The 21,883-nt window shown below is 64.2% G+C and carries 20 protein-coding genes; 1 reads left to right on the top strand and 19 read right to left on the bottom strand.

Annotated elements, in window-relative coordinates; translation table 11 throughout:
* The 8 genes from OPV09_RS04320 to OPV09_RS04285 all read right to left on the bottom strand — a co-directional run bounded on the left by OPV09_RS04320 (position 1) and on the right by OPV09_RS04285 (position 9,569).
* Positions 1–810: a hypothetical protein gene (locus OPV09_RS04320; protein ID WP_338680653.1), complete on the bottom strand. Its 810-nt coding sequence runs from the start codon at positions 808–810 to the stop codon at positions 1–3.
* A gap of 86 nt (positions 811–896) precedes the next feature.
* Positions 897–1,475 (bottom strand): nucleotidyltransferase family protein, encoded by a 579-nt coding sequence (locus OPV09_RS04315; protein ID WP_338680652.1) that lies wholly within the window; start codon positions 1,473–1,475, stop codon positions 897–899.
* A gap of 2 nt (positions 1,476–1,477) precedes the next feature.
* The gene (locus tag OPV09_RS04310; protein WP_070305422.1) at positions 1,478–2,482 is read right to left on the bottom strand and encodes a DUF4424 family protein; all 1,005 of its coding nucleotides are present in this window, start codon (positions 2,480–2,482) and stop codon (positions 1,478–1,480) included.
* Positions 2,482–5,313 carry an ATP-binding protein gene (locus tag OPV09_RS04305; protein WP_338680651.1) on the bottom strand — a complete coding sequence of 944 codons (2,832 nt, stop codon included), beginning with the start codon at positions 5,311–5,313 and terminating at the stop codon, positions 2,482–2,484. The genes OPV09_RS04310 and OPV09_RS04305 overlap by 1 nt, the downstream gene beginning before the upstream one ends.
* Positions 5,314–5,321: 8 nt before the next feature.
* Complete coding sequence (locus tag OPV09_RS04300; protein WP_219329729.1) at positions 5,322–6,056, bottom strand: hypothetical protein; 735 nt, start codon at positions 6,054–6,056, stop codon at positions 5,322–5,324.
* Positions 6,049–7,419 (bottom strand): hypothetical protein, encoded by a 1,371-nt coding sequence (locus OPV09_RS04295; protein WP_128141393.1) that lies wholly within the window; start codon positions 7,417–7,419, stop codon positions 6,049–6,051. Before OPV09_RS04295 ends, OPV09_RS04300 begins: the two co-directional genes overlap by 8 nt.
* Before the next feature lie 269 nt (positions 7,420–7,688).
* Entirely contained in the window at positions 7,689–8,450 is a 762-nt protein-coding gene (locus OPV09_RS04290) for a DUF3108 domain-containing protein (RefSeq protein WP_034753456.1), read from the bottom strand.
* Positions 8,451–9,569 carry a DUF3108 domain-containing protein gene (locus tag OPV09_RS04285; protein ID WP_338680649.1) on the bottom strand — a complete coding sequence of 373 codons (1,119 nt, stop codon included), beginning with the start codon at positions 9,567–9,569 and terminating at the stop codon, positions 8,451–8,453.
* A gap of 149 nt (positions 9,570–9,718) precedes the next feature.
* Between OPV09_RS04285 and OPV09_RS04280 the strand changes: the two genes are divergently transcribed.
* Complete coding sequence (locus OPV09_RS04280; protein ID WP_338680648.1) at positions 9,719–10,435, top strand: PhaM family polyhydroxyalkanoate granule multifunctional regulatory protein; 717 nt, start codon at positions 9,719–9,721, stop codon at positions 10,433–10,435.
* A gap of 21 nt (positions 10,436–10,456) precedes the next feature.
* Here OPV09_RS04280 and OPV09_RS04275 read toward each other — a convergent pair whose 3' ends face one another.
* The 11 genes from OPV09_RS04275 to OPV09_RS04225 form a co-directional block, all read right to left on the bottom strand.
* Positions 10,457–10,753 (bottom strand): hypothetical protein, encoded by a 297-nt coding sequence (locus OPV09_RS04275; protein ID WP_230516689.1) that lies wholly within the window; start codon positions 10,751–10,753, stop codon positions 10,457–10,459.
* Positions 10,737–12,467: a response regulator gene (locus OPV09_RS04270; RefSeq protein WP_338680647.1), complete on the bottom strand. Its 1,731-nt coding sequence runs from the start codon at positions 12,465–12,467 to the stop codon at positions 10,737–10,739. Before OPV09_RS04270 ends, OPV09_RS04275 begins: the two co-directional genes overlap by 17 nt.
* 11 nt (positions 12,468–12,478) lie before the next feature.
* Positions 12,479–13,198 (bottom strand): HAMP domain-containing sensor histidine kinase, encoded by a 720-nt coding sequence (locus OPV09_RS04265; RefSeq protein ID WP_338680645.1) that lies wholly within the window; start codon positions 13,196–13,198, stop codon positions 12,479–12,481.
* Positions 13,199–13,354: 156 nt separating this feature from the next.
* Positions 13,355–15,130: a family 2A encapsulin nanocompartment cargo protein cysteine desulfurase gene (locus OPV09_RS04260; protein ID WP_338680643.1), complete on the bottom strand. Its 1,776-nt coding sequence runs from the start codon at positions 15,128–15,130 to the stop codon at positions 13,355–13,357.
* Entirely contained in the window at positions 15,105–16,034 is a 930-nt protein-coding gene (locus OPV09_RS04255) for a family 2A encapsulin nanocompartment shell protein (RefSeq protein ID WP_034784363.1), read from the bottom strand. The genes OPV09_RS04260 and OPV09_RS04255 overlap by 26 nt, the downstream gene beginning before the upstream one ends.
* 117 nt (positions 16,035–16,151) lie before the next feature.
* Positions 16,152–16,376, bottom strand: a complete 225-nt coding sequence (locus OPV09_RS04250) for a helix-turn-helix transcriptional regulator (RefSeq protein ID WP_319992219.1) — start codon at positions 16,374–16,376, stop codon at positions 16,152–16,154.
* A 7-nt stretch (positions 16,377–16,383) separates the two neighbouring features.
* On the bottom strand, positions 16,384–17,370 hold the full coding sequence (gene epsC / locus OPV09_RS04245) for a serine O-acetyltransferase EpsC (protein ID WP_070305407.1): 987 nt from the start codon (positions 17,368–17,370) through the stop codon (positions 16,384–16,386).
* A gap of 19 nt (positions 17,371–17,389) precedes the next feature.
* Positions 17,390–17,887 carry a rhodanese-like domain-containing protein gene (locus OPV09_RS04240; RefSeq protein WP_081368368.1) on the bottom strand — a complete coding sequence of 166 codons (498 nt, stop codon included), beginning with the start codon at positions 17,885–17,887 and terminating at the stop codon, positions 17,390–17,392.
* A gap of 197 nt (positions 17,888–18,084) precedes the next feature.
* Complete coding sequence (mnmC, locus tag OPV09_RS04235) at positions 18,085–19,716, bottom strand: FAD-dependent 5-carboxymethylaminomethyl-2-thiouridine(34) oxidoreductase MnmC (protein ID WP_338680640.1); 1,632 nt, start codon at positions 19,714–19,716, stop codon at positions 18,085–18,087.
* Positions 19,716–20,279, bottom strand: coding sequence for a DNA-3-methyladenine glycosylase I (locus OPV09_RS04230; protein ID WP_338680639.1), 564 nt, complete (start codon positions 20,277–20,279; stop codon positions 19,716–19,718). The genes mnmC and OPV09_RS04230 overlap by 1 nt, the downstream gene beginning before the upstream one ends.
* A gap of 38 nt (positions 20,280–20,317) precedes the next feature.
* Complete coding sequence (locus OPV09_RS04225; protein ID WP_338680638.1) at positions 20,318–21,802, bottom strand: PLP-dependent aminotransferase family protein; 1,485 nt, start codon at positions 21,800–21,802, stop codon at positions 20,318–20,320.
* Between the last annotated feature and the right edge of the window lie 81 nt (positions 21,803–21,883).

The raw sequence follows: 21,883 nt of genomic DNA, 5'->3' as shown, positions 1-21,883 counted from the left end.
TCAGTAGTACTGGCACAGGCCGGTACACGTCGTCACCGACAGCGCCTGGCGTATCGCCGCCAGCGCCGGTGCAAGGGCCGGATCGAGATCCTTGTCCGCATCGACCAGGCTGGTCAGCAAACGCTCGCGCAAGGGCGGCGCCATCAGATTGGCATTCGCTGCGGCGTGCTGTCCCGCCGCTTCCAGCATCCGCTTCTTTTGCGCCACGTTCCAGAACGGCACTTGCACGAACTGCACCACGTTCACAAACATGGTGCTCGATCCCTTGCTGAAGGCGCGGGCGCGCATGCGCTCCGCACTGCTCACCTCGGGCAAGGGCTGGCTGCTGAACTCCTTTTCCATCAAGCCAATCAAGTGCGCATGGCAATGCATGCCAAAGGCGAACAAGGCAGCCATTTCATCGCCGTAATCGGCCAGGTTCTGCGTCACTTGTTCCCTGCGCGCCTGCTGCAACTCGGCGCCCGACAACGGCAGCGGCCGCGTGAGGCCAAATTGGTAATAGGACTTGCCCAGATTGGTGCTCCGTTCGCACAGGGCCACGCTCTGATTCATGTCTTGCAGCGCGGTCACGGGCGCCTGGAACAGGCGCGGGCCGTCGGCGATATGGGCAAACAGCTGCGCCACGCCAGGGTCGCCCAGGCGCGGCAAGCCGCTTTGCGACGTCGCCTTGGCCATCAGCGCTTCCAGCTGGCCGCTCGCTTGCTGGAAATCGGTATAGCTGTCGGCGAAGGCGGCGGGCGCCACGAGGGCGGAGGAAAGGCAGAACAAACGGCCGAGGCGGCGCAGCGGCATGGAAATGGACAGGGACATGAGATCAGGAAAACACTATTGGATAACTGGCAATTATAGGCAATCTGTATCCACAGTGTATTTAATTGCTTTTACGCCAGCATTTTTCAAGCGATGATGGTCACGCGCGGCCAGCGCGCCGCATAGTTCTTGCTGGCCAGGCGCTGCGCATAGCCGTCCTGACTGATGCGCACTGGGTTGCGCCGCACCACCATGTCGAACAGGTCATCTAGGCCATGCGGCGCGATGATGCCGATCCCGCCGTCAGGCAGCAGATGGAGGCCGACCGCCGTGGCAAACTCGGGCCAGGAAGCGATGGCGTCGTCGAGCGACAGCAGCGGCGGCACGGCATAGCCGAACTCGCCTTCGAACCACAGGTGCACCCGGGCCTGGTTGCACACTTCCCACGGCACACCGGGCAGCACGGTTTCCAGGCGCTGGCGCAACTGCGTTTCGCTTTCCGGATGCACATCGTGCGCATCGAAATACGCCACGTCGATGTCGCTCAATGCCGATGGTTGCGCGTAGCCGTGCAAGGCGTCCCACACGAGGTTGCGCACGGCGCCGGCACCGATGCAGCAGTGGGGCAAGCCCAGCTGCGCCACGGCGTGCAGGGCTTGCATGCACCACGGCGTGGCGTGGGCGATGGCGCGCAGGCGCGCGGCCAGCGCTTCCTGCGTGCTCATTGCTATGGCCGGATCCGTGGCGCCACGCCGTCGTGGTCGCCCGCGCTTTCGACATTGCCGAAGTACACGTCGAGATCCTGCTTCGGATGGAAGTTGCGCAGCTTGACTTGCAAGGTGGTGGGGTTGATCTTGGTGAACGTGCCCGGGAAGCACAGGCTGACCAGCTCGTCCGGCTTGCCCTTGATCAGGTTCAAGGTAAAGTCTTCGATGCCATTCTTCCACGTGTTACCGGTCGTCAAAATGTACGACACCCACACGGCATTGACGAAGCCGCTTTCGCCCTGCTTGGCCGCCAGGCGGTTCCACGTCTTGTAGAAGGCCTTGTCGCCGCAGTATTTCTTTTCAAATGTATCGCCATCGCCCAGGTAGGACGCGCCCGGACCGGCCGCGACAAATGGCGCATATTGATGGCGCACGCGCACGACTTTGCCGGCGGGGAATTTCTGCTGCCACAGGTAGATGACTTTGACGGTCCAGGCCGGTACCCATTCCTCGTCATACAGCTGGGCCAGCAAGCCTTCGCGGATCATGATCTTGCTTTGCGCGGCCGTCAGCGGCGCCACCTTCTTGTCGAACGGCGTGTGCGAAGGGAAATAGGCAATTTGCGCATCCGACAGGCCCAGCTGGCGCAAGCGGGCCGTCACGTCGGCGCTATCGAGCTTGGCGACGAAGGTGGTTTGATAGTCCTTGCGCTTGCCATCGACGTCGACGGTGAACTGCTGCGGCTGGCCATAATACGTGGGCGAGCCGTGGTAGCCGGCCGAGTATTCGGGCAGCGGGAAGAAGATCGTCTCTTCCACATCCTTGGCGGACTCGTTGAGGAACTCGTACTCGACCTTGATCAAGTCCGTGCTCACGCTGAGCACTTCCTTTTTCATGGCCACGGCATCCGTCTTGCCAAACAGGATGCCGCCCGCGCTGACGGAACCGATGCCATCGTTGGCCACGGCTGGCGCCGAGCACGCCAGTGCCAGTACGGCAGATGCGAGCAAAGTGCGTACAAGCATCACGCCACCTTGCCCGGCACGGGTTCGACCCGGCGCTGCAGCACGAAAATCGGTTGCGCCCATTGGGTATCCTTTTTCTTCTTGCTGGTGATCAAAGTAAGCTCGGACGGATCATAGACGTCCGTGTTGTGCGTCAACGGCGTCGTCATCAGGTATTGCGCTTCCGTGTTTTTCAGGAATTCGCCGACCAATTGAATGTTGCGGATATCGAGGTGGGCAAACGGTTCGTCGATGAAGACGAAGCCGCCTGAACCGTCTTCCGATTTCAGCAGTCCGATCAAGAGCACCAGGGACTTCATCACCTGCTGGCCGCCCGACGCTTCGCCATCGTTCATACCGATGACGCCCTTGCCATCGAACTTGAAGCGCACGTGCAAGCCCGCCTGCGACAGTTGCACATCGTCGTTTTCCAGGCGCACGGGGTCGGCATGGACTTCGATGCCGGCCAGTTCGCCCAGCTCCTTGATGTTCTTGCTGTACGTCTTGATGGTGTAGCGCAAGCGCTCCATGTAGGCGCCGCGGGCATTGCCCGTCGCTTCGATGGCGCGGTTGTTCTGGTAGCGGCGCTCGTCCGTTTCCGACTGGCGGCCGTGCAGCTGGTCCGACAGGCGGTGATGCTGGTCGATGACGGTCGCGTCCAGTTCCCAGTCGTCGCGCGCCAGGCTGTTTTGCAGGCTGGCCACGCGCAGATCGACCTGGTGCGCATTCTGGTGTTCGGCCACGAGGGCGGCGCGGCGGGCGGGACGGCGCCAGCTTTTCGGCAGGTGGCGCCACGCATGGCGCAGGGCCAGCAAGGCGCGCGCATGCTCGGCGCGCTGTTCAATCTGCTTCTTGTAGCCTAGGCGCGAACCCGCTTCCGCTTCCGACAAAGCCAGGCGCGCGTTTTGCCACACCGTATCGGCACGCGTGCGCGCCACGGTGGCGTTCTTCGTCAGGTTTTGCAGCTCGCCCAGGCGGCCGCCCACTTCCAGGCGCTCTTCCTTGAGCGGCTTGGAATTGCGCAGCGCTTCGGCGAATTCTTCCTGGCGTGCACTGAGTTCCTTGGCCGCGTCGACGCCGGCGATGCGCGCCTTCAGGGCGCCCACTTCGGCCGCCAGCTTCGAGATCGCCAGGGTGAGTGTGTCTTCCTGGCCTTCCAGGCCCGGCAGGGAGCGCAGCAGCGCTTCCAGGCGGCCGCTGCGGCCAGCCTGGCCGAAGCGGTAGCGCGACGCTTCCACGAACAGCGAGCGTCCGCCGCGGCGTTCGCGGTGGTAGGCCTCGGGCGTGATCCACTCTTCGTGGTTGCCCAATTTAAAGCCTGCTTCAACGGAGTCGACGCGCGAAATGCGCGACAGCTGCTCGATCAGCCAGCTGGGTACGGGCGCGGAAAACTTCACCACGGCCAGCAAGCTTTCGTCTTTCGCTACCGGAGCCGTGACCAAGTCGGGCACGATGAAGTGGCGGTAGCGCTCCTTCTCGGCCAGGCGGTAAGCGGCAGCCGCATCCTTGGCCTTGTCGAGCAGGACGACCGAGGCGTAACCGCCCAGCACGCCTTCGACGGCGCCCTGCCAGCGGCTGTCCGTCACCTCGACGATGTCCGACAGCATCGCGTGGGGAATGCCCGCGTCGCGCAGCGCGCGGCGCATGCCGCGCACATTGTCCGGCTCCGGCATGGCCGTCTTGCCTTGCAATGCTGCAATCGTCGCCTGCTCGCCCGCGATGCGCGCCGACAGGGCGTCGCGCTGCTGGCGCTGGCGCAGCAGTTCCGCTTCCTTCTGTTCCAGCTGGGCCGCCACTTCGGCGATGTCGCTGCCCGAGTCCGCCGCCAGCTTCTGCAAGCGGTCCTTCTGTTCCAGCAAGCTGTCCAGCGGTTTCAGGTTCGCATTGATCAGTGACAAGCGGCTCTGCAGGCCGATCGATTCCTGCTCCAGCAAGGTCTCGTTCATCTGCGCGTCGGACAGCGCCTTCGCTTGCGCGGCCAGCGCATTGCGTTTATCGGTCAGCTGCTGGTCCGCCTGCGCCATCGGCTTGCGCGCATCGCGCAATTGCCGGCTCGCGATGGCCGCTTTTTCGCGCGCCTCGTGGTATTGCAGGCTGGGAAGCACTTCTTCCAGCAGGTTGCGGCGCTCTTTATGCAGCCCTTCCCACTGGTGGTAATTGGCCACGCGCAGGCGCAAGCCTTCCAGGTTGGTTTTCGACGCTTCCAGTTCCGTCTCGAAACGTTTCAGCTCCACTTCCGTGTCGCGCTGGTGGCGCTTGGCTTCGTCGTAGGCATCCAGCACTTCCTTGTCGCCAAACACTTGGAATACGAGGTCGAGCAGCTGGCGCGGCGCATATTCGCACAATTTGTCCGTCTCGCCCTGCTCCAGCGCCAGCACTTTCGACATGGCTGGCGACAGGCCCGCATTGGCGAGGCGCTTGCGGTAGTTTTCCACGCCGAGCCAATCGTTGGCATCCGTGATGTCCTCGATCTGCACATTGCCCGGACGCATCAGATACTGGCGCTTCCAGTCGCCGCCATTTTTCTGAATCTGGCAAAACAGGGTCACTTCATCGTCGCTGAAGAAGCCGGAACTGCGGAATGGCCGGTTCGACAGCTGCTTGCCCACGTTCTTGTTGTCGACCACGGCGCGCAGCCAGGCCGTCTGCTGGCCCGAGTGGCGCGCATAGTGCTTGTACGTGCGCCCCATCGAGCAGTCGAGGCCGAACAGGGTGCGCAAGGCGTCAAGCAAGGTGGTCTTGCCCGAACCGTTCTGCCCCGCGATGGTGATGATCTTCGCGTCGAGCGGGATATTCTTGATGCGCTGCCAGTAATCCCAGTGCACCAGTTCAAGTGATTTGATATGAAACATGGGCGCTTTCAGTGAGGAAGGTCGGACGCGGGCTCGTCGCCAGCGTCAGGCAGGTCGCCGATGTCGGCGGACAGGTCGTCTGCCAGATCGGCGTCAGGATCGATGGCCACCAGGCGCGCCGGCGCCCGCTTGAACACGTCGGCCAGGGCGCCGTTGATGATGCGCTCTTTCAACACATCCGTGTCCATCATCAAGTCCAGCAGCGGACCTTCCAGGATGAAATCGCCGCGCCGCTCGATAAAGCCCAGCTTGGCCAGGGTGCCCAGGTTCATGTCCATGCGCGTCTTCTTGCCCAGCTTGTCGCCGAAGTCCGACAGCAGCGCCTTGTAGGAAATGCCGATCGACGCATCTTCCGCGCGCGGCAGCGGTTTTTCCGTGCCGAACATATCGTTCTGGTCATCGTCCGCATGCTGGTGCGTTTCCTGGCGTTCGCGCTTGGGCAGGATGATCTGCGCCCACAGCACCACCAGCAAGGCCACGCCATCGCGCGCCAGGCCGAAATTATTGTTTTGCCACACGTCGCGCGCGCCGAAAATCTTCGGCTCGATGGTGCGCGTCAGGGCCAAAGTCACGTGGTCGGCATACACGTTGTCGAGCAGTTTCAAGCCGCAGGCCAGCAATCGCGCATCGATCTCGGCGCGGAACAGCTCGTCGGACAGCACGCGTTTGACGAGCTTGTCGTCGCGGCGCAGGGTTTGATGCGTGAGCAGGCGCGCAATCAGGATTTGGGAATCGTCATTCATCGGCTGTGCCGCTATCTAAATCAAGTGAAACATTCAGTGAAAGCGAGGCGATCGACATGGCCGCCACGTGGGGGTCGGTCAGTTGGACCATCTCGTCGGTCGGTGTAAAGGTAATCGGCAGGCGGGCCAGTTCGGCCGTCGAGCCTTGCAAGCTCGCTTCGGAGACGTCACCCAGCAGCGGCAGCATCGAGGCGCGGTATGACGCCACGGCAAAGCTGGCCGGCAGCAAGGAATCCTGCACGGGCACCGATTTCGGCCCCTCTTCGCCGATGCTGGGGAAATTGCCCAGACTGGCGAAGTTCGACAGGCGGTCCAACAGGTCATCGAGTTCAAGCTGCATGGCGGGTCCGTCGCTGATGGTGGTGGGCGCATCCTCTCCGCTGGGCAGGCCCGTGTTGGTAATGCCTGCCGCCCGTTCGGACAGCAGTTCCGTTTCGGCAACGTCGATCATCTCGGCCGGCGTGGAGAACAGCGGCACGACGGGCTGGTCGATGGCGCCTTCAGCCAGGCTGGCCAGGTCTTCGTGCAGCAAGAGCCAGCGTTTGATGTCCGTGGTCGACAGGCCCGACTGGCCCAGGTGCACGCGCTGGCGCTCGATCTGGTTCAGGGCGCGCGAAAACATGCCTTGCATGTTCAGCAATTTGCTTTGCGCGCGGCCGATCGCCTGCGCCGCCTTGTGCGTGGCGCTATCCGCGTTTTCATCGGACGTGATGGCCACGAGGATTTCGGAACCCTTCTCGACCCAGTCGCACGCCATGTTCCACTTTGCCTGCGCCGTGCGCAGCCGGAATTCGGAACCGGACGCGATGGCGTCGGAGAACTCCTCCGTCAAATCCACCAGGCGCCCCAGCAAATGCTGGAGTTGTTCAACCGACACGCCGCCGACGGCTTGCGCGCCCGCCACCTGCGACAGCAGAAAGCCCATTTCCGCTTCGTCTTCCGTCTGGCCCAGGCCCAGCAAGCTGTCGATGGCCGACAGCACATTGCGCGCCATCGGCGTCACGCGATACACGCCCTGCTGCGCATCCCAGGCCAGCAACTGGTTCGAGCGCAGGCGCAGCAAGACCGTTTCCAGGCTTTCCGGCAACAGATAGGCAAGTTTCGTGTTGATATCGGCGCGCGTATAGGCGGACGTGGCCGCATCGGACGCGAGTTCGCGCAACACGAGCAGACGCACCAGCACGCCGTCGAAACCGCCGTGGAACAGGGCCGTAAACACTTGCAGCAGAGGCTGCGCCCGCTTCAAGTGAAAAACTTGCTCTATTTCATCGGCCGAAATATTGGGCTGGAAATGCGCCTGCAAGGAATCGTGATGCTCTTGCTCTGTCTGATTTGCATCCGTAGCCACGGCTGCACTTGCCATTATATCAATCATTCTTTTCCGGATGAGTGTTCAGCGGGCGGCGCAGCGGGCTAACGCAGCGCTGCGGGGCGGGGGCGTCAGTATATCAGTTCTGACATGCAATTTAGCGCGTGGGAGGGGGAGGTGCGGACACGGCGCAACGCTGGCGCCTGCTTATCAAGACTCCTGATGGCGAAAACGGGCGGACAAGGGTCAGTTCCTTTGGAATCGGGATGCGCCCATTGGGCACCTCCCCCCGGCGGGTCTGACCCCACAACAACAGCAAGCACTTACTTCTGCACGACCTTTTGCAAGGTTTGCTCGACGTAATCACCATCTTCATCGGCGAACGTCACCTTCACGGGATACCATTCCAGCGACGGGGCCAGCCACAGGTCCACTTGCTGGCCCTTCTTGTCCGGCGGCGGCGCCTTGATCAGGTGCACGGCCTCGACCAGACCCTGGCCGGTGGCGACAGTCTCCTGCTTGACGACCTTGAAGGTCCAAGGCTCGGCGTCGCGGCGGCCGGCAACGAAGAAGCTCCATTCCGAACCGGGCGTGAATTTCTCGGGCGTGGCGCGCGCTATGCTGACCAGTTGCCAGACGGTGCTGTTGCGGTCCTGCTCGCCGCCTTTCAGCGGATAGCTGTCGTCGCCTTCGCTGAAGACGATGGTCTTGCTGTCGCGCTTGAAAGTAGTCGTGGCCGCTTCCTTGCGGAAACGCTTTTCCACGAACTGGGCTGGCGCCAGGCCGTAATCGTCGACCGTGCCTTCGCTGCGCTGCTCGAGGATCTTGCCGAACAGGGCAGCCTTGGTTTCGGCCAGCAGCGAGTACTTGCCGTCGCCGGCGCGCCAGTTGCTGACCGATTCGCCGGACAGCGCGATGCCGCGCTGCTTCGCCTTGATCGAATAGACGAGGTCGGCCGACGGCGCCAGCTTGTACGGGCGCTTGATGACGGGATGGTCCACGGGCGCGTCGGCCATGGCGGGAGCGAAGGTGGCGGCCAGCACGCCGGCGGCCAGCAAGTGTTTCAAAGAATGCAGAGTCATCATTTATTTTCCTGTAGCGTCATTGACGCGAATTTGGGTCACGGTTTGCGTGGTCAGCGCCCCGTTCGCTTCGGTATTGCGTATTTGTACCGGATACCATTGCATCGATGGCGCCAGCCAGATATCGAGCTGCGACGAATACGTGCCGGGTTTCGGCGGCCGGCGCAAATGCCAGGTCACCAGGCGGCCCATCTTGGTCTCCAGTTCTTCCTCGCCCACCAGCTGGAAGCGGAACACGGTCGCTTCCTTTTCCTCGCCGACGAGGATGTCGATATTGCCCGCCAGCTGATTGACGTCGGCGCGGCCGATGGCGGCCAGCTGGAATGGCACGGTGGCCTTGTCCTGCGCCCCCTCCTGCCATGGCGCCGTGGCCGTCGTGGCCGAAAACGTGATGGCCTTGGCGTCACGGTTGAAATGCGTGGCTGTTTGCGCGCGGCCCTTGCGCTTTTCCGTCGCCGTGACGGGCACGATGCCGCTGCCATCGATCAGGCCTTCGCTGGTCAGCACCAGCAGGTTGATGCGCGTGATCAGCATGCTCAAGCCCACTTCCAGTTTCAGCTGGTACGTGTCGCCCCGGTTGTCCCACGCCATGGCTGCCACGCCCTGCCACTTGGTGCCGTCGGCATCGCGCCGGTCCACGTGCAGGTCGAACTGGGCCGATGCAGGCGCATTCGTCTTGTAGCGTCGCGCCTGCTCGACGGGCGGCGGCGGCGGACTGGCCGGTGCCGGTGCTTCCGCCACGGCGGGCGGCGGCGCCGTGATGGCTGGCGCGCTGGCCGCCGGTGCCGCTGGCGTGACCAGCCCTTGCGGCGCGTCGCTGGCGGGCGCCGTGAACTGGGCCGTGTCGCTCGACGGCAGCTCCGTCGGCGGCGGCGGTGGCGGCAAGCGGGGCTCGGGCAAGGGCCGCAGCTTGGGCGGCGGAGGCGGAGGCGGCACCGGCACCGGTGCGGGCGGCTCGGCGATCAAGGCCATGCTGACCACCTGCGCATGATCCTGCCCCAGCGGCACCATGCTGGCACGCGAGGTGAGCCATTCCAGCGCCACGTAATGCAGTGCGCCGATGACCGCGACAAAAATGACGGTGCGGCGGCGCGGTGGCGAAAAGAAGGAGTCAGGCATCATAGGCCGTAGTGTAACGCCTTCCCCCTACTTCCCGCTTCTTGCCCGTACTCAACTCCTGCTGTTTTATGTAAGAAAATGTTGGCGGCTTTGCGTCAGTTGCAAGCTGATATCTGCTACGCTAGGCACATCCACCTACCAGGAGATTTCGCATGGCAAACCCGCAAATGCCCCAAATGCCGGGCGCAGCAGTTGTGACCGACACCCTCGACTTCGTCAAGAACCTGTGGGGCAGCATGAGCGTGCCCGGCATGGGCGTGCCTGGCATCACGGCGCCCACCATGTCGGTGGAAGAGCTGGACAAGAAAATCAACGACTTGAAAGCCGTCGAAGCCTGGCTGAACCTCAATACCAGCATGCTGCGCGGCAGTATCCAGGCATTGGAAGTGCAGCGCGGCACCATCGCCACCCTGAAATCGATGGGCGCGTCCCTGGCGGCAGCCATCACCCAGCCCGGCGCCAGCGAGAAATCCGTGTTTGAATCGGTGCCCTACGCTTCCGCGTTTTTCCAGCAAGCCGCACCCGCAGCTGCGGCGCCAGCGCCTGAACCAAAGCCGGCGCCTGCCCCCGCACCGGAACCGGCTGCGGCGGCGCCCAGCGATGCCGGCAGCCAGGCGGCAGCCCAGCTGGCCAATCCAAGTGTCTGGTGGAATTTGTTACAAGATCAGTTCAAGCAGGCCGTGTCGACAGCCATGTCGCCCGATGCTGCCAGTTTTGGCGGTGGAGCGGCTGGAGCGACGGCCAAGCCAGCGGCCGGCAAATCCGCCAAACCCGCTGAAGCAGGCACTGCAGCCAAGGCCAAGGCCCCGCTGCGCAAGGCGCCGGCAAAGCGCGCGGCACCCAAGTCGAAAGCACCAGGCAAGGCCTGATGTTTCAAGCTGGCGATATGATCAGGCGATACGATGAATGCGGATCGCCTCGATCTGATTGTCGGCTTGGCGTTTTACGTCACCGATCGTGATCAGGCCTTCGTCGGCCAGCGCCTTGGCGTGCTCGTACGAAGACTGGAATGTTTCCAGCGTGTCTCCCTTGGCGGCGACCGGGCGTACCCAGGCAACGGCGCCGACTTTCATTTTTTTGTATACTTCATTGACCACATCACGCATAGTTTCTTCCTTATTGTTGTAGAGCAACTCAAGCACGGGCGAACCCACGCTGGCCCCTAGTTTATCATCCGGCACGCTCACGCACGACTTTTCCCCCTTTTTCCGGCACCGGCGGCGCTTTTTCCGGCACCACGACGGCCTCTTCCGGCCCGGGCGGCGGCGTCAACTGCACCAGTTGCTCCATCAATTGCGCGAAGCGCTGCTGCCCTGGTGCAATTTTGTCCACATACAACAACACTTCCATGGCTTCGGCCGCCAATTCCGCCTGGTAGCCGCGCTGCTCCAGGAACGACACGATGATTTGCGCGGAATTGAACAGGATGCGCAAGTTGTTCGGCAGCTTGTCGCGCGCCGTGCGCATCCAGGCCACGGCTTCGTTGAGCTTGTCCGTCTTCCACAGCAGCACGCCCTTGTTCATCAAGTCCGACGCTTCCTTGCGCGAGGCGATGATCAGGCTCGTGCCCTCGTCGCCCATCTTGGCCTTGTCGAAAATTTTCTGCACTTCGTCCTGCACCACCTGGTTATCGTGGTTGTTCTTGACCACGTAGCACAACAAACCGGCCGGCGCATCCTTGACGCCGACGGCGAACAGCAGGGTCGCCAGTTCCATGCAAATACTTTTCTCGGGCCGCGCCGGGTCTTCGGCCAGCATCGCTTCGAGTTCGTCGCCGCACTTGCGCGCGCGCCGGTAATCGCCCGTTTCGTGGTGCACCATGCCTTCCGTGATCTTCGCGCGCAGCCCGATCTGCTCGGGCGAGAATTCGCGCTGCGCCAGCAGCAGCCATTGCAGCGCTTCCTTGGCATCCTTTTTGAGGCCACACACGCGCGCCAGGCCCAGGTAGGCGTCCGGCGTCTTCATGACGGAAAACTCGCCGATGGAAATACACTTGCGAAAGGCCTTTTCCGCCATGCTGACATTGCCGACCTTCAGGGCTGCCAGCCCCAGGTTGCGCTGGCGCGGCACGGAATTGGGTGACAGGCGCGCCGCCTTTTCCAGCACGCCGCAGGCCTCTTCGTGCTGGCCCATCAGCTGGTAGGCGACGGCCATCTGGTCGTAGGCATCGATGTAGTACTTGTTTTCCACGATCACGCCCTGGAAGATTTGCCGCGCCGCCTCGTGCTCGCCGTTGTTCATGCGGATCTTGCCCAGGCCCGCCTTGGCCCAGCTGTAATCGCGCTCGGCCAAGACTTTTTCGTACACGGCACGGGCCTTTTCCGGCTCGCCGCTTTTCAGCAGCAACGACGCCTTCATGCGCAGCAATTCCAGCTCGTGCAGCTTGTTGACTTCGATCTGCGCGTCGCACAGCTTGGCCGCGCGCAGATAATCCTTTTCCATGCAGGCCTGATCGATTTCGCGAAACACCTGCTTCTTGTGCCACACGCGGTTCAAGCGCGTCAGCAGCACGCCTTCCGTGATCGGCTTGATCAGATACGCGTCGGGCTGGTGCTCGGCCGCGCCCATCACGGATTCCACGCTTTTCTCGGCCGACACCATCAGCCACACGCTCGACGGCGCCGTCAGGTTGCGCACGCGCGTCTCTTCCAGCACTTGCTGGCCGTTCTTGCCTTCGCCCAGGTTGTAATCGCACAGCACCACGTCGTAGCGCGTCTTGGCCAGCAGCTTCATGGCTTCGCCGCCGCTGGCCGCCTGGTCGATATGGCGCGCGCCCAGGTTGCGCAGCGATTCGCGCAGCAGGATGCGGATGCCGATGAAGTCGTCGACCAGCAGATAATGCTTGTCGGCCCAGTCGGTGCTGCCCGCTTCGGCGGCGGTGGCGTGGCTGTCTGTCGTCATGGAGTCCTCGTTCAGGGCAGGCGCAGGATGAAACAGCCGCCGCCCAGGGCGCCGCCATTTTCCAAGGCGATGCTGCCGCTGCTGCCCCGGTGCTTGTGCATCTTTGCCACTTCGCTGGAAAAATACAGGCCCAGGCCCGTGCTGTTGGTGGAAAAATTCACGCCGGCCGCCATGCCATCCATGGCCGCGCTACCCGCGTCGAGCAAGGCCTGCGTATAGCCGTCGCCATTGTCTTCCACGCGCAGCTCGAGCATGCCGCCGTGCTCCCGCACGGACAGGCGGATCGTGTCCTTCGTGTAGCGGATGGCGTTGTTGATCGCATGCGCGAGCACGCCGATGACCAGATCTTCATCGAGGGCCCAGATCAGCTCTGGCGGGCAGGCCGTCTCCAGGGCGATGCCTTTCGAGGCCAGCAGGATCTTTTCCTGGTCCACCACCTGGTCGACCACCTGGCTCACCAGCTGCGGCTGCACGTCGAACGGGTAGCCGGGCTTGCCCACTTCCTTGTACAGGGCCAGCAGCTGGATCAGGTTATCGTTGAGGCGCTTGGTCTGGTACAGCATCTGCGCCATCTGCAGGTAGGCGGGGTCGGCCTGGGGGGCCGTTTTCGCCTGCTCGGCCGCCAGCAGCGATTCCAACGTGCCGCTGACCACGCTGATCGAGTTTTTCATGTCGTGCACGGTCGACGCCAGGAACAGGAATAGCTCGGGCGAGCTGTGTTGATCTTCCACCGGATATCTCCTTGGGCCGCAGCTTCAATATTGCCAAGGATAAATTATACCGCCAGCCTGCGGGCGCCAGCCAGCCACGCGTAAAGTCCGTGACATGACGCAACAATGCCGCCCCCGCTTGCACAGGGGCGGCATCAGGCTGACAAACAGGCAAGATCAGCGGCGCGCACCCGCCAGGCGCTTGACCACGACGATCATGCGGTCGATCTCCTCATACGTGTTGTAGAAGGCGAACGACGGCCGCACGGTCGCTTCCACGCCGAAGCGGCGAAGGATCGGCTGGGCGCAGTGGTGGCCCGAGCGCACGGCGATGCCCTCGTCGTTCAGCGCGCGCCCCACTTCCGCCGGCTCGTAGCCGGCCAGCACGAACGAAGCCACGCTCGCCTTGTCCAGCGCCGTGCCGATCAGGCGCACGCCGGGAATCGATTGCAAGTGGTGCGTCGCGTATTCCAGCAGCGCGTGCTCGTAGGCGGCGATGTTTTCCAGGCCGATGCGCTGCACGTAATCGATGGCCGCGCCCAGACCCACGGCATCGGCGATATTGCCCGTGCCCGCCTCGAAACGGTTCGGCACGCCCTGGTAGACGGTGCGCTCGAACGTGACGTCGGCGATCATGTTGCCGCCGCCCTGCCATGGCGGCAATTGCTCGAGCAAGTCCGCCTTGCCATACACGGCGCCGATCCCCGTCGGGCCAAATACCTTGTGGCCCGAGAACACATAGAAATCCGCACCCAGCGCCTGCACGTCCACGCGCAGATGCGACACGGCTTGCGCCCCGTCGACCAGCACGCGCACGCCGGCCGCATGCGCCAGCGCGATGATCTGCGCCACGGGCGTCACGGTGCCCAATGCATTCGACACCTGCGTCACGGACACCAGCCTGGTGCGGCCGTTGAGCAGCTTGCGGAATTCATCGAGCAGTATCTGCCCGCTGTCGTCGACGGGAATCACGCGCAGGGTCGCGCCCTTTTCCGCCGCCAGTTGCTGCCACGGCACGATGTTGGCGTGGTGCTCGAGCTGCGAGACGATGATCTCGTCGCCGCTGCCGATGTATTTTCGCCCGAACGTATTGGCGACCAGGTTGATGCCCTCGGTGGCGCCCCGCACGAAAATGATTTCATTGGGTGAAGCCGCACCGAGGAAATTGGCCACCTTGGCGCGTGCCGCTTCATACGCATCGCTGGCGCGCGCGGCCAATGCGTGCGCGGCGCGGTGAATGTTCGAATTCTCGTGCGCATAAAAATACGACACGCGGTCGATCACCGACTGCGGCTTGTGCGTGGTGGCCGCATTGTCGAACCAGGCCAGCGGCTTGCCATTGATCCGTTCGGCCAGCACGGGAAAATCGCGCCGCACGGCATGCACGTCGAATGGAGCCTGCGTCTGGTGTTGACCGGGCTTCGTCGCCGAGGGCAGCTCAGTCTGGAAATAGAACACGGGCTGGCTGTTCGCCGGCGATACGGGCAGCTGGCGCGCGGGTGCCTGCTGCGGCGCGGCCTGTCCCAGACCCTGCTGCGCCAGGCCATCGAGCTTGCCGTCCGACGCCGGATAGCCATGCGCGCCACCGACAAAATAATATGGCGACGGCGCACTGACGGCGGACGCACGCGGCGTGGGAATCGATGCGGGCGCCGGCGCAACCGGTGCTTCCAAAGGTGGCGTCACGGGCGGCACTTGCGCCGTCGCCACGCCAGGGGCGATGGCGGCGAAGGAAGGGCCGGGCTGCGGCGGCGGACGGTTCGCATAGCGGGGCGCCGCATCGAGCACGCTGCCGGAACCGCCGAGGCTGGGTGACTTGTCCGACGCGGGGGCCAACCCCGGCAAGCGGGCAAAGAATTCACCGGCCAGGCGGTTCAAGGTCGCTTCGTCGGGTAAGAACGGGACGGCAGGCAAGCCCGCCGCGCCATCACTTGTAGGTGTCTGGGTAGTCATGGTATTTACCGATCTCCACGTCTTCCAGTACGGCCAGCGCATCGTCGGTCAGCACGGCCAGCGAGCAATACAGCGAAATCAGATAGGACGAAATCGCGTGGCGGTTGATGCCCATGAAGCGCACGGACAGGCCCGGGCTTTGCTCGCCCGCCAGACCAGGCTGGAACAGGCCGATCACGCCCTGCCGCTGTTCGCCCGCGCGCAGCAAAATGATCTTCGTCTTGCCGTCTTCGATCGGCAGTTTGTCCGATGGCACCAGCGGCACGCCGCGCCACGTGAGGAACTGGGAGCCGAACAGGCTGACGGTCGGCGGCGGCACGCCGCGGCGCGTGCATTCGCGGCCAAAGGCGGCAATGGCCAACGGGTGGGCGAGGAAGAAGCCCGGTTCCTTCCACACTTTTGTCAGCAATTCATCGAGGTCGTCCGGCGTGGGCGCGCCCGTCAGGGTAAAGATGCGCTGGTCGTCATGCACGCTGGCCAGCAGGCCGTAGTCGGGATTGTTGATCAATTCGCTTTCTTGGCGTTCCTTGATCGTCTCGATGGTCAGGCGCAGCTGCTCCTTGATCTGGTCGTGCGGGCTGCTGTACAGGTCCGACACGCGCGTGTGCACGTCGAGCACCGTGCTGACGGCATTGAGGAAATATTCGCGCGGCTGGTCGTCGTAGTCGACGAAGGTTTGCGGCAGTTCCGACTCGTCGCGCTGCGAGCAGGCGACGCGCACGTCCTTCGGATTTTTCACGCGGTTCAGGCGGTAGATACCCGCTTCCACGGGCAGCCATTGCAGCAGGTGCACGAGCCAGCGCGGCGTGATCGTGGATAACTGGGGGACGCTCTTGCTTGCATTGGCCAACTGGCGCGCGGCGTTATCGCCCAGCGCGAACTGGTTCTCTGTTGCTTCTGCCATGACTACTCCTGATGAAAAAAGTGAATATGCTTATCTGAAAAACGAATAAAGTATCGGACGCCCCTCTCTTTTTCTCAACATGCTATCGCCATCATCACGGCACTTAATCCAACCGCTTTACTCCACCAATTCCGGCTCGCAGCGCGCCATCAATCCGGCCAGGCCGACGCCCAGCGCGACGGCCAGCTTTTCCACCGTCAGCAGCGACGGCGTGGCGGCGCCCCGTTCGATTTCGCCGATGAACGAGCGGTTCAAGTCGGCCGCTTCGGCCAGCCGCTCCTGCGACCAACCATGCCCTTCACGCAACTGGCGCACGGCCAGTCCAAACTGTTTGATCAACATGCTGTCCTCATGGGTGGTGGGCAAAAGCGGGGTGGGATGGTGCCGGCAATTCCGGTGCCTCCTGCTGGTTGTGCGCTTGCGTGACATGGCTGCCGGGCGCCACGCTGCGGGTCAGCCAGACATTGCCGCCAATGACGGAGCCCTGGCCGATGGTCACCCGTCCCAGGATCGTCGCGCCCGCATAAATGACCACGTCGTCCTGCACGATGGGGTGGCGCGCCAGTCCCTTTTTCAGCACGCCGTCGGCGCCGGCCGGAAAGCGCTTGGCGCCCAGGGTGACGGCTTGATAGATGCGTACCCGTTCGCCGATGATGGCCGTCTCGCCGATCACCACGCCCGTGCCATGGTCGATGAAAAAACTGCTGCCGATGATGGCGCCCGGGTGGATGTCGATGCCCGTCTGCGAATGGGCCACTTCGGCGATGATGCGCGCCACCAGCGGCGCGCCCAGTGCATACAGGGTGTGCGCCAGGCGGTAATGGATGATGGCCAGGATGCCCGGGTAGCACAGCAGCACTTCATCGACGCTGTGCGCGGCCGGGTCGCCATGGAAGGCGGCCGCCACGTCCGTGTCGAGCTGGGCGCGGATGCGCGGCAGCGCGCGGGCGAAGCGCTGCACGATGGCCAGCGCCTGCTGTTCGATGGAGACCGTCTGCTGCAAGCCGTGCTGGCGCGCGTGGTAACTGAGTTCGCGCCGCACCTGTTCATGCAAGCCCGTGAGGGTCGTGTCGAGCGTGTGGCCGACGAAGAAATCCTCGCTCTCCTGCTGCAGGTCGAGGGGGCCGAGGCGCATCGGGAACAGGGCCGCGCACAGGGCTTTGATGATGTCGTGCAAGTGCTGGCGCGACGGGAATTCGCGCGCGCCGCATTCCTGGTTGCTGGCCAATCCTTCGCGCCACTGCTCGCGCACGGCGCGCAATTCATCGACGATCTGGCGCAGTTCCCATTGCGGCTGCGCGGCAAGGGAGGCGGGGGGAATGGCTCGCTGGTTCATGGTGGTCCCGGGAAGAGGTTCAGTCTTGCAGCCAGGGCAGCGCATGCCAGCGCCAGCCACCGCTGTGGCCGCGCTGCTGCTGTTCGTCGAGGTCGCCCTCGAAGCCTTGCGCGATATTGAAGACGTGCGTGAAACCGGCCTTGGCCGCCGCTTCGGCGGCCGCGGCCGAGCGCTTGCCGCTGCGGCACAGCAGCACCACGACGGCATCCTTGCCGCCCACCTTCGCTTCCAGTTCGCGCGTAAAGCGGGGATTGCGGTTCATGGCCGTGCCGGTGGCCCACGCCACGTGCAGCGAGGCGGGCACGTAGCCGACGAACGTGCGTTCTTCATGCGTACGCACGTCGACCAGCACGGCTTTGCCAGCCTGCACCAGTTGCCACGCATCCTGCGCGCTGACGATGCCCGCATATGGCAAACCTTGCGCCTGCGCCTGGGTGCGCGCGAGATTGAGCACTTCGTCAAAAGCCGCCTCGCCATGCGCGGCGCGGGGATCGAAAATCAGTTCTGCAGCAGCCATCTTTCCACCTCTTTATTCCGTCGTCAAAAACCAGCACGAGTCCACTGTAGCGAACTTATGTTGTTCGGAAAACAAATTAAAAAGAGTTTGGAAAGCTGAAAAACGTATATGGAGATATGGCAGCGTAAAGCCGGGGTCAGACCCGCCGGGTCTGACCCCAGAACTTGTTTTGGGGGTGAATTATAAAAAGACCAGAATCAATATGCTCTACGGCGCTCTCGTAATAAAAATCGCGCAGGATCCAAGGCAGCGGCCAATTGACTCTCCAGCGGCAGCGGCTCCCCCTCCAGCTGGCACGCCAGCAGCTCGGCCGCCAGCGGCGCCCAGATCAGGCCGCGCGAGGCGTAGCCGAGCAAGCCAAATAGGCCGGGCCAGCGCGGCACGTCGCGCAAGCGCTCGCAGCGGCCCGGTACGCCGGGGTCGGGCAAGGCGCCCGCTAGCGGCAGGCGGTCCGGTGCCATGCAGCGAAAGCCCGTGCGGCCCGCCAGCGGCGCGGCGAACGGGGCCACGCCCAGGATATCGGCGATCTTCGCGATATTGTCTTCCTGGCTCGATGGGCGCAAGCTGGTGTCCGCGTCCGCATCGTAACTGGCGCCCACGCACACGATGCCCTGATGCGCCGGCGTCATGTAGGCTTCGCGGCAGACGACGAACGGCAACGAGGGCAAGATGCCTTCGGCCAGGTGGGTGACCTGGCCGCGCACGGCGTCCAGCGGCAGGCCGGCCGCCTGTTCGAAATCGACGGCACCCGTGCCCGCCGCCAGGATGACGTTGGGTGCGGCCGCGATCAGGGTGCCGTCCGCATCGCGCACCAGCCATTCCTGGTCGCCGCGCTCCAGGCGCAAGGCGCTGCTGGAAAAGCGCCGCGTAAGCGAGGCACCGCAGGCGTCCAGCATGGCCGCGCAGACGGAAGACGGGCGCGCCCAGCCGCCCTGCTCGAACCACCAGGCGCCATCGGGCGCCGGTGCGCCCAGCATGGCGGTCGCCTCGGGCGCTTCCAGCCAGCGGGCGAATTCACGCGGATACAGGCCACTGGCGGCGATCTGCCGCTGCACCTGCGCATGCGCGCCGTCGCGCGCCAGGTGCAGCACGCCGCTTTGCGCACCCTCGATGGCGGCGCCGATGCCGCCCAGGTCTTTCCAGCGGTTCAGCGAATACAGGTAGGCGGCGCGCACGAGGCGCGTGGCGATATTGTCGTCCTTCGACATCAGCGGCATGAAGATGCCGGCCAGGTTGCCCGAGGCCTCGCTGGCCGGTTGCATGTGGCGCTCGACCAGGGTCACCTTCCAGCCGCGCGCGGCCAGCCGTTCGCAGGCGGCCGCGCCGGCCACGCCCGCGCCGATGACGATGGCGCGCCGCTCGGGCGCGGTGACGGCCGCGTACTCTGCGCGCCGCGCATAAAACACGGCGCGCAAACGGCTCTCGTCAAAAACAAAGCCATTCTTTTGCAGGGCCGCGCGCTGCGCCTCGTCCAGATGCACGGCTTGCAGACGCGCGCCATCGGCCATCAGGCGCGCCAGCACCGGCGTGGCTGGCGGCACCCAGGCCAGGTGTACTTCATCGACGCGCGCCGACAGTTGCGCCAGGCAGGCATCGGCTTCGCCGATCAGCACATCGAGCGTGACGAGGCCATCGTGCGAGACCATGCGATGCAGGCCCGGCACGCAGGGCGGCCATTGCGCACGCCACTCTTCGGGCAAGTGGCGCGCATCGACGGGACGCGGCGCCAGCGCGATGTAATGCAGGCGGCGACCGCCATGCGCCGCACAGGCGGCACGCAAGCGGGCGCCGTCAAAATCCGTATCGAGCAGGACGAGCACGCGGTGCATCAGCGCCCCGCGCGGCAAAAGCAGGCGGGCGCATGGTCATTGATCATGCCGATGCCCTGCATGTAGGCGTAGATGATGGTCGAGCCGACGAACTTGAAGCCCAGCTTGAGCAAGTCTTTCGACAGTTGGTCGGACAATGCCGTCTTGGCGGGGAATTCACCCGGCTGCCAGCTGTTGACGATGGGCTGGCCATCGACATACGCCCACAGGAAGCCGTCCAGGGTCTGGCCTTGCGCGCGCAGGCGCAAATAGGCTTGCGCATTCGTGATGGCGGCCGCCACCTTCAGGCGGTTGCGCACGATGCCGGGGTCCACCAGCAGCTGCGCCACCTTGTCCGGGCCATACGCGGCGATCTTTTCCGCGTCCCAGTCGTCAAACGCGGCGCGGTAGGTGTCGCGCTTGTTGAGGATGGTTTCCCAGCTCAGGCCAGCCTGCGCGCCTTCCAGGTTCAGCATCTCGAACAGCCGGCGCTCGTCATGGCAAGGTACGCCCCACTCCGTATCGTGGTAGTCGAGATAGCGGGGATTGGCCGGGTTGGCCCAGGAGCAGCGGATGGTGGTCATGGTCGTGTTCTTCGTGTGCAGGCAAATGCCAGTATAGTTTATCGGCCGCGCAGGATGCGTCCCAGTTCCTGCACGCCATGCTGTATCTCGGCCGGGGGAATGGCCGCAAAGCCCAGCAGCAGCCCGGGCGGCGTGACGCACTCGGGCCCCGCCGCCGGATCGGCATAGTGGTTCAACGGACGCAATTCGATGCCGCGTGCCAGGCCCGCGCGCGAGACCGTTTCTTCATCGTGGCCGGCGCGAAAATACGCGCACAATTCCAGGCCGCTGTCGGCCGGGCCGCACGCGAGCTGGTCGCCCAGTTCGCGCGCGATGCCGCGCACCAGCAGGTCGCGCCGTTCGGCATTGCTGTCGCGCGTGCGGCGGATATGGCGGCCAAAGTGGCCCTCGGCGATGAAGTCGGCCAGCGCCATCTGCGGCACGATGGCCGTGTGCCGGTCCATCACGGCCTTGGCTTGCACCAGCGCGTCGGCCAGCGCGGGCGGCGCCACCATGTAGCCCAGGCGCAGGCCAGGGAACAGCACTTTCGACAGGGTGCCGACATACACCACGCAGCCGGCCCGGTCCAGGCTTTGCAGCGAAGCCAATGGCGCGCCCGCGTAGCGGTATTCGCTGTCGTAATCGTCTTCCACCAGCCACGCCTTGTGCTGTGCGGCCCAGGCCAGCAAGGCCAGGCGGCGGGGTAAACTCATGCTCACGCCCAGCGGCATCTGGTGCGACGGCGTCACGTACGCCAGCTTCGCCTGCGGACAGTGCGCCACGCCATACGCCACGTCCAGCCCCTGCGCATCGACGGGGACGGGAAACACGCGCGCACCGGCCGCGCGCAGCGGGCCGCTGGCGCCCCGGTAGCCGGGCGACTCCATCCAGACCGGGTCGCCGGGCGCCAGCAAAATGGTCGACAGCAGGAACAGCGCCTGCTGCGAACCGGACGTAATGACGATCTGCTGCGGCGTGCACTGGACACCGCGCGACGCCTTCAAATACACGCACAGCAGTTCGCGCAGCGGCAGGTAGCCGGCCGGATCGCTGTAGCCGAATTGGTGGTCGGGCCTGCGCCAGCGCCGCGCTTCCAGGCGATTCCACACGTCGAACGGGAAATGGTCGATGCGCGGCATGCCGACACGGAAGGCCCGCAGCGGGCCACGGTGGAACGCCACCTGGCGCATGGCCGTCACCACGCCCTGACCGCGCGCCGACAGGGGCCGCAGCAGGCCAGGCGCTTCCATCTTGGTGGCCGGCGCGGCCATGGGGACCTCGACGCTGACGAAGGTGCCGCGCCCCACGGCGCCATCGAGATAGCCTTCGGCTGTCAGAAGCGCATACGCATTGAGCACCGTCTGGCGCGACACGGCCAGCAGGCGGCAAAAGTCGCGCGTGGGCGGCAGCTGCATGCCGGGATTCATGCGGCCATCGAGGATGGCGGCCTTGATGGCCGCATACAGCTGGCGAAACAGCGGCTCGCTGGCGCCGCGCTGCAGCGGCAAGGTGGCGATGATCTGGTGCAAATGGGAAGCTGGCATGGCGGCACTCTTGAATTGGTAGCTTAAAGATAGCACTTATTGGCTGTTTTAAATAGCCAAGACTGGCGCTAAGATGGCGCA

Origin of the sequence: Janthinobacterium sp. TB1-E2 (assembly GCF_036885605.1) — a bacterium.
Taxonomy (GTDB): Bacteria; Pseudomonadota; Gammaproteobacteria; order Burkholderiales; family Burkholderiaceae_D; genus Janthinobacterium; species Janthinobacterium aestuarii.
This window is presented reverse-complemented; position numbering and strand designations above follow the sequence as displayed.